At 59.4% G+C, this 12,264-nt stretch carries 13 protein-coding genes, 1 tRNA gene and 1 pseudogene; 4 read left to right on the plus strand and 11 right to left on the minus strand.

Translation table 11 applies throughout. The features are described 5' to 3' along the window. Nucleotides 1–119: 119 nt before the first annotated feature. From TU73_RS09240 to TU73_RS09250, 3 genes and pseudogenes are all read right to left on the minus strand, one after another. Nucleotides 120–767, minus strand: a pseudogene (locus TU73_RS09240) (PAS domain-containing protein); the annotation flags it as partial. 111 nt (nt 768–878) lie between these two features. Then, a complete protein-coding gene (locus TU73_RS09245; RefSeq protein WP_057011932.1) occupies nt 879–1,388 on the minus strand; it encodes a ferritin-like domain-containing protein in 510 nt (169 codons plus the stop codon). Nucleotides 1,389–1,452: 64 nt separating this feature from the next. After that, nucleotides 1,453–2,337 carry a manganese catalase family protein gene (locus TU73_RS09250; RefSeq protein WP_057011933.1) on the minus strand — a complete coding sequence of 295 codons (885 nt, stop codon included), beginning with the start codon at nt 2,335–2,337 and terminating at the stop codon, nt 1,453–1,455. A 230-nt stretch (nt 2,338–2,567) separates the two neighbouring features. On the opposite strand from TU73_RS09250, the gene TU73_RS28935 reads away from it, so the two are divergent. Continuing rightward, nucleotides 2,568–2,765: a hypothetical protein gene (locus TU73_RS28935; protein WP_156421208.1), complete on the plus strand. Its 198-nt coding sequence runs from the start codon at nt 2,568–2,570 to the stop codon at nt 2,763–2,765. A gap of 4 nt (nt 2,766–2,769) precedes the next feature. Here TU73_RS28935 and TU73_RS09255 read toward each other — a convergent pair. From TU73_RS09255 to dapA, 5 genes are all read right to left on the minus strand, one after another. Further along, nucleotides 2,770–2,859, minus strand: a tRNA-Ser gene (locus TU73_RS09255). 83 nt (nt 2,860–2,942) lie between these two features. Further along, nucleotides 2,943–3,656, minus strand: a complete 714-nt coding sequence (purC, locus tag TU73_RS09260) for a phosphoribosylaminoimidazolesuccinocarboxamide synthase (protein ID WP_005786030.1) — start codon at nt 3,654–3,656, stop codon at nt 2,943–2,945. 27 nt (nt 3,657–3,683) lie between these two features. After that, nucleotides 3,684–4,442, minus strand: coding sequence for an MBL fold metallo-hydrolase (locus TU73_RS09265; RefSeq protein ID WP_057011934.1), 759 nt, complete (start codon nt 4,440–4,442; stop codon nt 3,684–3,686). Nucleotides 4,443–4,446: 4 nt separating this feature from the next. Then, on the minus strand, nt 4,447–5,562 hold the full coding sequence (bamC, locus tag TU73_RS09270; protein WP_046071423.1) for an outer membrane protein assembly factor BamC: 1,116 nt from the start codon (nt 5,560–5,562) through the stop codon (nt 4,447–4,449). 17 nt (nt 5,563–5,579) lie between these two features. Then, nucleotides 5,580–6,458 (minus strand): 4-hydroxy-tetrahydrodipicolinate synthase, encoded by an 879-nt coding sequence (dapA, locus tag TU73_RS09275; protein WP_057011935.1) that lies wholly within the window; start codon nt 6,456–6,458, stop codon nt 5,580–5,582. 262 nt (nt 6,459–6,720) lie between these two features. Between dapA and TU73_RS09280 the strand changes: the two genes are divergently transcribed. Beyond that, nucleotides 6,721–7,281 (plus strand): glycine cleavage system transcriptional repressor, encoded by a 561-nt coding sequence (locus TU73_RS09280; protein ID WP_003189463.1) that lies wholly within the window; start codon nt 6,721–6,723, stop codon nt 7,279–7,281. A 10-nt stretch (nt 7,282–7,291) separates the two neighbouring features. Further along, complete coding sequence (locus tag TU73_RS09285; protein ID WP_057011936.1) at nt 7,292–7,765, plus strand: peroxiredoxin; 474 nt, start codon at nt 7,292–7,294, stop codon at nt 7,763–7,765. 19 nt (nt 7,766–7,784) lie between these two features. Here the strand turns inward: TU73_RS09285 and TU73_RS09290 are convergent, their stop codons facing one another. Further along, a complete protein-coding gene (locus TU73_RS09290; protein ID WP_057011937.1) occupies nt 7,785–8,024 on the minus strand; it encodes a sulfurtransferase TusA family protein in 240 nt (79 codons plus the stop codon). 95 nt (nt 8,025–8,119) lie between these two features. Between TU73_RS09290 and TU73_RS09295 the strand changes: the two genes are divergently transcribed. Further along, entirely contained in the window at nt 8,120–9,553 is a 1,434-nt protein-coding gene (locus TU73_RS09295; RefSeq protein WP_046071419.1) for a M48 family metalloprotease, read from the plus strand. A 67-nt stretch (nt 9,554–9,620) separates the two neighbouring features. Here TU73_RS09295 and TU73_RS09300 read toward each other — a convergent pair whose 3' ends face one another. Both TU73_RS09300 and TU73_RS09305 read right to left on the minus strand, forming a co-directional pair. Further along, nucleotides 9,621–11,057, minus strand: a complete 1,437-nt coding sequence (locus TU73_RS09300) for a DegQ family serine endoprotease (protein WP_057011938.1) — start codon at nt 11,055–11,057, stop codon at nt 9,621–9,623. Nucleotides 11,058–11,292: 235 nt separating this feature from the next. After that, nucleotides 11,293–12,252: a MucB/RseB C-terminal domain-containing protein gene (locus TU73_RS09305; protein WP_057011939.1), complete on the minus strand. Its 960-nt coding sequence runs from the start codon at nt 12,250–12,252 to the stop codon at nt 11,293–11,295. Nucleotides 12,253–12,264: the final 12 nt, after the last annotated feature.

Genomic DNA, 12,264 nt, shown 5'->3' on the forward strand with positions numbered 1-12,264 from the left:
TCGGGGCAGCATCGGCGTGCTCTTCATAACAAAACGCCCCAGACCGGCGAGGCCCAGGGCGGTGAAAATGTCAAAAACCCGGTATCCGGTTAACCGCAAAGCTGCTCCGCTTAAGTGAACAGCATTGGGGTCAAGGATTGGGCTTTTTCGGCAGCGGCCCTGGCGCGGCTGGCGCTGTTGAAGATGCGCTGCGGATCGACGCCGGGGCGCTTGGCGCTCTGTTGGATCAATTCGAGATAACCCACCATCACCTGCAGCAGATTATTGAAGTCGTGGGCGATGCCGCCGGTCAGTTGCCCGAGGGCCTCCAGGTCCTGGGCGCGACGCACACGCAGTTCCGCATCGTGACGCCGGCTCACATCCAACTGGGAAGCGAAGAAGTACACCAGTTGCCCTTGCTCATTGAACAACGGCGAAATGAATACTTCGTTCCAGAACGTCGAGCCGTCCTTGCGGTAGTTGAGTACTTCCACACACACCTCATGGTGGTGTGTCATCGCGCTATGCACTTGCAGCAGGGCACGCTTATCGGTCTGTGGCCCTTGCAGCAGCCTGCAATTGCGCCCGATGACTTCATCCTGTTCATACCCCGTCAACCTCAGGAACGCCTGATTGGCGAAGATGATCGGGTTGTCGGGTTGGGCGGGGTCGCAAACGATCATCGCGCTTTGGCTGGTTTCCATGGCCGCGAAAAACAGGTCTTTGCGGTTGGAAGAAAGCCGCGCTGGGTCGATACGGTCGACCACGGGCTTTTTCTTGCTTGCCAAGGTTCACCTCCAGTTTCGTGGTGCGTGTTCCATGGACCGTGAAAATGTTGCGCAGTGCCGCCCTGCGCTGAACAGGCGCCCGCCGTATGCGGTCGGGCGCCGCGCATTGCTTTAGCGCTTGGCTTCTTTGTCGGGGTCGGCTGAGCGACGCAGGAACGCTTGGGTCAGTTCCGGTAAGTGCTCCAGCAGCCACTCGGCCATGGCGATTTCCTGGGGCAGGATCTTTTCGCAGGCCGCTTGAGTTTGCGAATCGCCGGCCTCTTTCGCAGCGGCGATAAGCGCGGTGTAGCTGGCAATTTCCATGTTTTCGAACACGTAGCCGGCCATCGCGCCCTTGATGACTTCGTCACTCATCAGCGAGCCACCGACTGCCTGGCCGAACGCCATTAGCTTGCCACCCATGTCTTTCAAGGTAGACGAGCTGCCGCCCAGGCGCGCCAGGCACTGGTCGATCAACTGCTGCTGGCCGAGGGTTTCCTCGATGTGCTGGTCGATCCGCGCTTTGAGCTGCGGGTAGTGTTCGAGGCGCTCGGATTGCGCCTTGAGCATTTTTTCGGCTTGCTGCTCCATCGCATGGGCATCACGTAGCCAATCAAGCAGGTTTTCCTGTGGAGTTGCCATATCGTCAGTCCTCTTGATGAAAAAATCATGGGCCGCACGCCCGAAAGCGTGCGGCTGTCCAACGTCAGATTTCAGGTTTAGGTTGCATTCCCGAGCCCAGGTCAGCGCCCGTCACGGGGTCGCTCGTCACGTCCGAGGCCGTGCGGATCTTCATCGCGCTCAACGTCGCTTCGTCATCGGCATCCAACTGCACAGTGGCCAAACCATCACCACCATCGACCGCCGGTTGCGGGCTTTCCACGAATTCCCATTCTTCGCCCTGGTTCCAGGGACCACGCATGCTTTGCGCGCCTTGGGACATGTTGTAGTAGACCTGCGTGAACTCCGGCATGCCCGGCAGCTTGCCTTGAGGGAAGTTCGGCTGAATCGAATGCAGCGCCTTTTCAAAAGACACCTGATGCGCGATTTCCCGCGTCATCAAAAAGCCCAACGCCTCTTTTACGCCCGGATCATCGGTGACGTTCATCAGCCGCTCGTAGACTATTTTGGCGCGGGCTTCGGCTGCGATGTTGGAGCGCATGTCTGCGGTGGGCTCACCGATGGTGTCGATGTAGGCCGCTGTCCACGGTACCCCGGCGGAGTTGATCAATGGCGCACCGGCCCCGTACAACAGGCTGGTGATATGGGAGTCATTGCCAGCGCCGTTGAGCGAGCGATACAACTCGCCCTCCTCTTCCACGCCTTCGGCCATGCGCCCCTTGGCGCCTTTGTTGAGCATCACGATGATTGATCCGACGATCTCCAGGTGGCTGAGCTCTTCGGTGGCGATGTCCATCAGCAGATCTTTGCGGCCTGGATCGTCTTCAGCCAAGGCCTGGGTGAAGTAGCGGGACGCTGCGGCCAGCTCCCCTTGTGCGCCGCCAAACTGTTCCAGCAGCAAGTTGGCCAGGCCCGGATTAGGCTCGGCGACACGGACGGTGTATTGAAGTCGCTTGTTATGTAAAAACATGAACAAATCTCCTCGGGCTTATCGAAAAAGAGACGGCCTTTGTAATGCTCGCCTACTTTCATGTGAAATAACCCGCGCTGGAAATTTCAAAAAAATTTACGCATATCTCGACCAGTGGTTACGCCTGAATGGCCAAGCGAAACGGCCGTCCGCGATGCCTGGCATTCAATCGGCGCGCACGTTGTCAGAGGGAACGCTGTCTATTTCGGGTGTTCCGTGGGGAGCTGGCCATGGAGAACGAACAACCACCATTTAATGGCGAACGGGAAAAAATCAGGCAAGAGATAGCGCAGGTGCCATCGCAACCAACCAAGGGCGATAACCAGGGGAGGGGGGCAAAGCAAACTCCAAAACCTAACGGGGGAGTAGATGGGGGAACAAAATCATCAGACACAAAAAAGCCCCGTAAAAACGGGGCTTTTCAGTAAATAATGGCGGAGAGATAGGGATTCGAACCCTAGGTACCGGTGAAGGTACAACGGATTTCGAATCCGTCCCATTCGGCCACTCTGGCATCTCTCCAACGGCGCGCATCATAACAGTGTGTTTCGTGGAAGCAAACCCCAAAGGTGATTTTTTTCCGTGCTATCAGATGCTTGCGTCGATTACAGCGGTACACCAAGGCGGTTGGCGACTTCTTCGTAGGCTTCGATCACGTCACCGAGGCCCTGGCGGAAGCGGTCTTTGTCCATCTTCTTCTTGGTGTCCTTGTCCCACAGGCGGCAGCCGTCGGGGCTGAATTCGTCGCCCAGGACGATGGAGCCGTCATGGAACACGCCGAATTCCAGCTTGAAGTCCACCAGTAACAGGCCTGCATCGTCGAACAGCTTGGTCAGCACGTCGTTGACCTTGAGGGACAACTCCTTCATGCGCGCCAGTTGTTCAGCGGTGCCCCAGCCGAAGGCCACGACGTGGGATTCGTTGATGAACGGGTCGCCCTTGGCGTCGTCCTTCAGGAACAGTTCGAAGGTGTAGGGGTTGAGCTTAAGGCCCTCTTCCACGCCCAGGCGCTTGACCAGGCTGCCGGCGGCGTAGTTACGTACGACGCATTCCACCGGGATCATGTCGAGCTTCTTGACCAGGCACTCGTTGTCGCCCAGCAGTTTGTCGAATTGGGTCGGGATGCCGGCCGCTTCGAGTTTCTGCATGATGAAGGCGTTGAACTTGTTGTTCACCATGCCTTTGCGATCAAGCTGTTCGATGCGCTTGCCGTCGAACGCCGAGGTGTCGTTGCGAAACAGCAGGATCAGGCGGTTGGCGTCGTCGGTCTTGTACACCGACTTGGCTTTGCCGCGGTAGAGTTCTTCACGTTTTTCCATGATGGGCTCCGCTTTGAGTAAGGTGGGCTAGGCGATGTGTCGCCAGTCGAGCCCTGAATCTTGATCGGCCAGTTGCAGCCAGTCCGGGTCGCACCCAAGGGTGTCGACAAAGCATTGCCGGGCAAGCGTCGGCAGGTTGTTCTTGCTGCTCAGATGGGCCAGGACCAGGTGTTGCAGGTCTTGCCAGCCCAACTCATACACCAGGTACGCCGCCTGGTGGTTGTTCAGATGTCCCAGCTCGCCGCCCACCCGTTGCTTGAGGAAGTAGGGGTAATGACCGCGCGCCAGCAGGTCTCGGCAGTGGTTGGATTCGATCATCAAGGCATCGAGGTCCCGGTAACCGTCCAGCACCTTGACGCAGTAGGAACCCAGGTCGGTCAGCACGCCAAAACGCCGCTGACCGCCACTGAATACGTACTGCGTCGGCTCCAGGGCATCGTGAGCGACCGCAATGACATCGATGCTCAGCGCTCCGACTTGCAGTTGCTCGCCACCAGCCAGGAAGCCTGCGGGTTCAATGGGTTTGCGCATCCCGCGCAACGTGCCACGACTCATGTACACCGGAAGATTGTAGCGCCGAGACAGCAAACCCACGCCATGCACGTGGTCGGCATGTTCGTGGGTCACCACAATTGCGCTCAACTGCGTGGGGTGAACCCCCAGGCGCAGCAGGCGCCGCTCGGTTTCCCGCAGGGAGAAACCACAGTCGACCAGCACATACGTGTCGTCATGGGCGACCAGCGTACCGTTCCCTTGGCTACCGCTGCCGAGAACGGCAAAACGCACCGGATCAGCCCAGGTTGTCTTGAATCACGCCCAACACTTTGCGCGCTGTTTCAGCTGGCGCGACGGTGTTGATGTTCTTCTCGACGGTGACTTGCACGCTTTCGCCAACCTTGCTCAAACGAACCTGATAACGCTCGGCGCGGGTTTCGACCTCTTCCTTGGTCGGCGTGCTGCCGAACAGTTTGCCGAAGAAACCTGGCTCGTCGTCTTTCTTCTCGGCCTTTTCAGCCACGTTGATGTAGTACAGGCCCAGACTGCGGTTGATGTCTTCAACGCGCCAAGGGCCCTGCTCCAATGCACGGCCGACACTGGCCCAGGCACGGTCAAGGTCTTCACCCAGGTTCAGCACCACGTTACCGCTGCCGTCTTCGGTGAGGCTGACGCGGTTAGGCGTGTCGTAGTCACGGGCTGCGAGCAGGGAAACGGAACCGCCCTTCTCGGAGATACGGCTCATGCTGGCCAGCATCTCGTCGACCAGCGCAGCATCGACACCGGTATTGACCGAGCGTGGTGTGAAATCAACGTTGGCCGTGCTGCCGGCAGGACGCTCGGCGCTGACCACATAGACTTCACTGGTATTACGCTGCACACCCGGCTCGATGCGCACACGCACACGGGCTTCGCTGTCGGCGGCTACACCGCCAGCCAACAGGCGCTGGGCCATGTTCGCGGACAGCTCGCGACCTTGCTGCCACGCCGTGGTGAACTCACCGGTTTGCGGGCGTTGCTGGTCGATGCTAAAACCGTTGTCCTGGAAGAACTGCACCGCCACCGGCCAGACTTCGGCGGGTGGGCGCTGGGCCACGATCCAGCGGTTGTCGCCGCTTTTCTGCAGGCTGTAGTCGCTGGCATCCGCCACTGCGGTAATCGGCTGTGGACGCGGTACCACGTACTCGCCCTTGACGGTGTCGTCGGCAACGTTGCGCGGGATCGGCAGTAACGGGTCAAGGCGCTTGGCGACATTGACGTCAGGCGGCAGTTGCATCGGTTTGGTTGCTTGCGCTTCCAGGTAATCGCTGCCGCGGTCACGGAAGTAGCCTTCCGGGCCCCATACCCAACCGCAGCCACTGGTGCTGGAGATAATCAAGGCAAGTGCGGAAAGTCCGGCCAATCGCTTCATGCGTAGTGCTTCCTCAATTAAACCAGGACGCCGGACTGGCGCAGGGCCTGTCGCAGCGGTTCGTGACAGGCTTCGCTGAGCCGGGTGAGCGGCAGACGGATACCGTCCGGCATCAGGCCCATCTCAAACAGCGCCCACTTCACGGGAATAGGGTTGGATTCGATAAACAGCGTTTTGTTGAGCGGCATCAGCTTCTCGTGGATGCCGCGAGCAGTCACGGCGTCGCCGGCGATGGCGGCGGCGCACATTTGGCTCATGGCACGCGGGGCGACGTTGGCGGTCACGGAGATGTTGCCCTTGCCGCCCAGCAGGATCAGCTCGACAGCGGTGGCGTCATCACCGGAATACACCAGGAAGTCGCTGCTCACGCCGGCCAGGATGTCCTTGGCACGCTGCAGGTCGCCGGTGGCTTCCTTGATGCCGATGATGTTCGGCACAGTGGACAGGCGGATCACGGTCTCAGCCTTCATATCGCACGCGGTGCGACCCGGTACGTTATAGAGGATCTGCGGGATGTCGACCGCTTCGGCGATGGTCTTGAAGTGCTGGTACAGGCCTTCCTGGGTCGGCTTGTTGTAATACGGCGTGACCAGCAGGCAAGCGTCGGCGCCGGCTTTCTTGGCGTTACGGGTCAGCTCAATCGCCTCACGGGTGGAGTTGGCACCCGTTCCGGCAATCACGTGGATACGGCCCGCGACGCGCTTGACCACGAACTCGATTACCTGGATGTGCTCTTCCACATCGAGGGTGGCCGATTCACCTGTGGTGCCGACCGCCACAATGGCGTTGGTGCCCTCTTGCAGGTGGAAGTCCACCAGTTTGCCCAGGCTATCCCAGTCGAGACGACCTTGCGCATCCATGGGTGTGACCAGTGCCACCATACTGCCCGCAATCATGCAACCGCTCCTGCCGGAAAAAGAGAGCCGTAATGGTACTGGCGCCAAGATGCTTGTACAAGCGAAGTACCGCGTGAGGATGCGTTCTGGACCAACTAAACGTCGGGCAATGCCATCATTGGGCCAAAGCACTGCCGGAAGCCGACCGATCACACAATGAAAACGCCACCTCCTAGCCCTTGGCGACGGTTTTCGCTACCCTTCATCCTTTGATCGATACGGCCCACACGGTATCGACCGCTCATCGCTTTAGGAAGGCTGCATGTCCACCCCCACAGTTCGCGAACAATTCCTTGTTATCAGTGCCCTCGGCGCCAACCCCATGGAGCTGACCAACGTCCTGTGCCGCGCCAGCCATGAGAACCGCTGCGCCGTCGTGACCTCCCGCCTGACCCGCCACGGCGAGTGCAGTGCGCTGGTGTTGCAGATCTCCGGTTCCTGGGACGCCTTGGCGCGCCTGGAAACCGGCCTGCCGGGCCTGGCCAAGAAACACGACTTCACTGTCAACGTGGTGCGCAGCGCCGCCCTGGAAAATCGCCCGCAAGCCCTGCCTTACGTGGCGTATGTCAGTTCGGCCTACCGCTCGGACATCGTCAACGAGTTGTGCCAGTTCTTTATCGACCACAACGTCGAGCTGGAAAACCTGACGTGCGATACCTACCAGGCGCCACAGACCGGCGGCACCATGCTCAACGCTACGTTCACCGTGACCCTGCCGGCCGGCGTGCAGATCAGCTGGTTGCGCGACCAGTTCCTGGACTTCGCCGATGCCCTGAACCTCGACGCCTTGATCGAGCCATGGCGCCCACAGAACCCAATGTAAGGAAACACCCATGCCGGTAGCCATCGACAAACCCGTGGCCGATTTCGAAGCCCAGGCCACCAGCGGCCAGACTTTCAGCCTCGCGGCCCTCAAGGGCAAGCAAGTGGTGATCTACTTCTATCCGAAGGACAGCACCCCAGGCTGCACCACCGAAGGCCAGGGTTTTCGTGACCAGTACGCAGCGTTCAAGGCCGCCAACACCGAGGTGTTTGGCGTGTCGCGTGACAGCGTGAAGTCCCACGAGAACTTCAAGGGCAAGCAGGCGTTCCCCTTCGAGCTGATCAGCGATAAAGACGAAGCGGTTTGCCAACTGTTCGATGTGATCAAGCTGAAGAAGCTGTACGGCAAGGAATACCTGGGCGTGGATCGCAGCACCTTCCTGATCGACAGCGAAGGCGTGCTGCGTCAGGAATGGCGGGGCGTGAAAGTACCGGGGCATGTGGATGCGGTCCTGGCCGCGGCGCAGGCGCTGAACAAGGCCTGATCTTGCGCCTGCAAGGCTATCAGGCCTTGCGCAACCAATAATGGTACACACCAGCGGCCTCTTCTTCGTGGAGCAGCGTATGGCCTGCCAGCCTGGCGAAGGTCCTGAAATCACGCTGTGAGCCTGCATCCGTGGCGGTCACCTTGAGCACGGCGCCGCTGGCCATACGATTGAGTTCCAGCTTGGCCTTGAGCAAGGGCAACGGGCAATTGAGGCCGCAGGCATCGAGTTCGGCGTCAAAGGCTACAGCGTCGGTCATGGTGTTACTCCAGGCAAACATTTGGGCTGCTTAGAATATCTGGTCCCAAGCTCAGTGTCCGGCTACAGTAAGCTCTTTGTCGAAAGGCTTTGTGCATGACTTTTTTGCGCCCTACCCTGCTGACGCTGGCCTGCCTGCTGGCCTCCCCGGCCTTCGCTGACGAGCTGCCGTCACTTGGCGACGCCAGTTCTGCCATTGTCTCGCCCCAACAGGAATACCAACTGGGCCGCGCATGGCTGGCCTACCTGCGCGGCCAGGTCTCGCAGCTCAATGACCCGCAACTCAAGGATTACGTCGAAACCAGCGTGTACAAACTGGTGGAGACCAGCCAGGTCAATGACCGGCGCCTGGAATTCATCCTGATCAACAGCCCGCAACTCAATGCCTTTGCGGCACCTGGCGGGATCGTCGGGGTCAACGGCGGCTTGTTCCTCAACGCCCAGACCGAAGGTGAATACGCATCGGTACTGGCCCACGAACTGGCTCACTTGTCCCAGCGCCACTTCGCCCGGGGCGTCGAAGCGCAGTCACGCATGCAACTGCCGATGATGGCCGCCCTGCTCGGCGGCATCATCGCCGCCGCCGCCGGTGCAGGCGACGCGGGTATCGCCGCGATTGCCGGCTCACAAGCCGCAGCGATCCAGGAACAACGCCGATTCTCCCGGCAGAACGAACAAGAGGCCGACCGTATCGGTATCCTCAACCTGGAGAAAGCCGGCTACGACCCGCGCTCCATGCCGACCATGTTCGAACGCCTGATGCGCCAATACCGCTTCGACGCCAAGCCACCGGAATTCCTGCTGACTCACCCGGTGACTGAATCGCGGATCGCCGATACCCGTAACCGCGCCGAGCAGGCCAAACCCGGCGGCAAGGAAGACAGCCTGCGCTATCAGTTGATTCGCGCACGGGTGCAATTGAAGTACGAAGACACGCCAGGCCTTGCCGCCAAGCGCTTCCAGGCCCAGTTGGACGAGAACCCCAAGAACGATGTGGCGCGATATGGTCTGGCTATCGCACAGATCAAGGGCACCCAACTCAAGGAAGCACGGGAGAGCCTGGCACCGCTGCTGGCCAAGGCGCCCAACGACATCACCTACAACCTGGCGCAGATCGAGCTGGACATCACCAGCAACCGCATGCCGGACGCACAGCAACGTACCGACCGCATGCTCACCCAGTACCCCAGCAACTATCCGCTGAATCAGGTGCGGGTGGATTTGTTGCTTAAGCAGAACCGCACCGCTGATGCGGAGAAAGCGCTGGACGGGCTGCTCAAGTCCCGCCCGGACGATCCGGACGTGTGGTACCAGGTCGCCGAGACCCGCGGCTTGTCCGGCAACATCATCGGCCTGCACCAGGCTCGTGCCGAATACTTCGCCCTGGTGGGTGATTTCCAGCAAGCCATCCAGCAGTTGGACTTTGCCAAGCGCCGCGCTGGCAATAACTTCCCACTGTCCTCGCGCATCGATGCCCGTCAGCGTGAGCTGATCGAACAGGAGCGCTTGGTCAAAGGCATGATGAGCTAAACCCATCACCCACAAAAAAGCCCCGCTGTCGTTAACCGACAGCGGGGCTTTTTTGTGGGTTAGTGGATTACTCTGCCAGCTTGAAGGTGATGAAGCTGGCTCGACCTTGACGCAGGACGCGCATCGACACCGAACGATTCTTCGGCAACGCCTTGGCGATGTCGGTGAACTCCTTGGTGGAGTCGATCGCCTGGTTGTTCAGATGGGTGATGACGTCGCCAGGCTGCAGGCCGATCAAGGCGGCCGGGCCATCCTGGACTTCCTTGATCACGACACCGCTCTGCAGGTCGAAGGTTTTCTTCTGCTCGGCGGTCAGCTCAACCACGGCAATACCCAGGCGGTTGCTGCTGCGTTCAGCACCTGGCTTGGCATTGCCCAGGGCATCCAGGGTCGCACCTTCTTCCGGAATGGCGCCGACGGTCAGCTCAACGTTCTGACGCTTGCCGTCACGGATCACTTCCAGCTTGGCTTTACCGCCGGCCTTGAGCGCGCCGACCAGATGAGGCAGGTCGGCCGACATGATGATTGGCTGGCCGTTCATACTCAGGATCACGTCGCCGACTTTCAGGCCGCCCTTGGCTGCAGGGCCATTGTCCTGGATCTGTGCAACCAGCGCACCGGCCGGCTTGTCGAGACCGAAGGACTCAGCCAGATCCTTGTTCACTTCCTGAATAACCACACCCAACCAACCTCGGCTGACCTTGCCACCGCTCTTCAACTGGTTGGAAACATCCATGGCCACGTCGATCGGGATTGCGAAAGACACGCCCATGAAACCACCGGAGCGCGTGTAGATCTGCGAGTTAATCCCCACGACTTCGCCGGCCAGGTTGAACAGCGGGCCACCGGAGTTGCCCGGGTTAATCGGCACGTCGGTCTGGATGAACGGTACATAGTTTTCGTTCGGCAGGCTGCGACCGATGGCACTGACAATGCCCTGGGTAACGGTATGGTCGAAGCCGAACGGTGAACCGATGGCTACCACCCATTGGCCGGCTTTCAAGTCCTGGGATTTACCGAGCTTGAGAACCGGCAGGTCCTTGCCATCGATTTTCAGCAGCGCCACGTCGGAGCGTGGGTCGGTGCCGATCAGCTTGGCCTTGAGTTCACTGCGATCAGCCAGGCGTACGAGAATCTCGTCAGCATCGGCAATCACGTGGTTGTTGGTGAGGATATAGCCGTCGGGCGAGATGATAAAGCCGGAACCCAGCGACTGGGCTTCGCGCTGACCACCGCCGCCACGAGGGGCGCGGGGTTGCGGCATGCCGCGCTCGAAGAACTCGCGCAGCATGGGCGGCAGGCCTTCCAGATCCGGCATCTGCTGGTTCGATACTTTGCGATCCGGCAGTTTTTGCGTGGTACTGATGTTCACCACCGCAGGCGAGGCCTGCTCCACCAATTGGGTGAAGTCAGGCAGTTCGACTGCTTGCGCAGGCAAGGCCTGACCCAGCACCAGCACCGTGGCGACTATGGATAGGTAAGACTTCAAACGTGGTATCGACATACAGCTCCCGTTACGACGAGCAGGGTTGAGCGACAGGGTTCAATAAATGCCGGAGACTGCGACCGACAATTTTGTCCCGCTAACAAAACAAGGCCAGGGCCATCAAACCCTGACCTATAAAAAACATAGGAAATTTTTGCAAGTGAAAATGCTGATCCAGAGATTTCATACGCTCAGCACCCAACCAACGATGGGCACAGATTGAAAGATCAGCATGAACGCAGGATTAACAATTTCATGGCTTGGCAGTGGCCTCCCCACTACGCATCGACAAGGCGATACGCTCGGCAGTGCCGATGGGAATTTCGCCTACCACCGTCACCATCACTTCACCTTCCACCGTATTCAAGCGTCGGGATACTGCTACGGTTGGCCCAAGCTGAGCCCGGGTTTCATTCACATCAGCACCTTTTGCTGACTCCAGAAACACGGAGAAACGCGCGAGCCCATCGCCAAACATCAGGCTATCGACCGTGGATTTGGTTTGGGTATCTTTGCGCGTGACGGCACTGATCTGTTGGAAGCCAGGCGGCAGCCAATCCAGATGCCACACCTGGGTGGCAGGCATGTCGGAGGCTTTAGGAGAGGAAACAGCGACAGGCGAACACTCGCGGCCAGGCTGCAAGTCCTGGTCGGACGGAACGGCGCGGGTATCCAGGCGCGTATACTGAAAGCGCTCCAACAACTGCCCCTGATCATTGAGCAGCAAGGATTTGAGCGGCAGCGCGGTTTCACGATCCAGGTGCAATTCAAAACCATAGCGATATTGATCACGCGGACTGATCGACACGATCACCGCATTACGACCGGCCACGCGGGATTTACCGATAACGGCCAATTCATAGAATTGAGTGAGTTTTTGTGGATCGAGTGCACGCGAAGGTGCATCAGAGGAACTCGTCAGGCCAGAAACCAGCGCACCGCTGACACATTGTGTACGACCGTCTACCCTAAGGGCTTCCTGGGCAACGCCATCGAGCTGCAACAAGCGCTCACGTACGTGGCCATCCTGGACGCGATGCCAGATGTCATGGGTAGAAAAACTACCATTACGTTCGTAGACAAACGTGCCTTCAAAGCTTTGCTGCTGCTCTGCACGCCCAAGTCGAGTCAGCCAGTCTTGGGCTTCATCGGCATGGGCGGATAGTGCAAACCAACTACTGAGCCAAAGCGTAAGGAGCGGTATGGCGCGCATAGGGCTCCTTAG

The organism is Pseudomonas libanensis (assembly GCF_001439685.1).
Lineage (GTDB): Bacteria > Pseudomonadota > Gammaproteobacteria > Pseudomonadales > Pseudomonadaceae > Aquipseudomonas > Aquipseudomonas libanensis.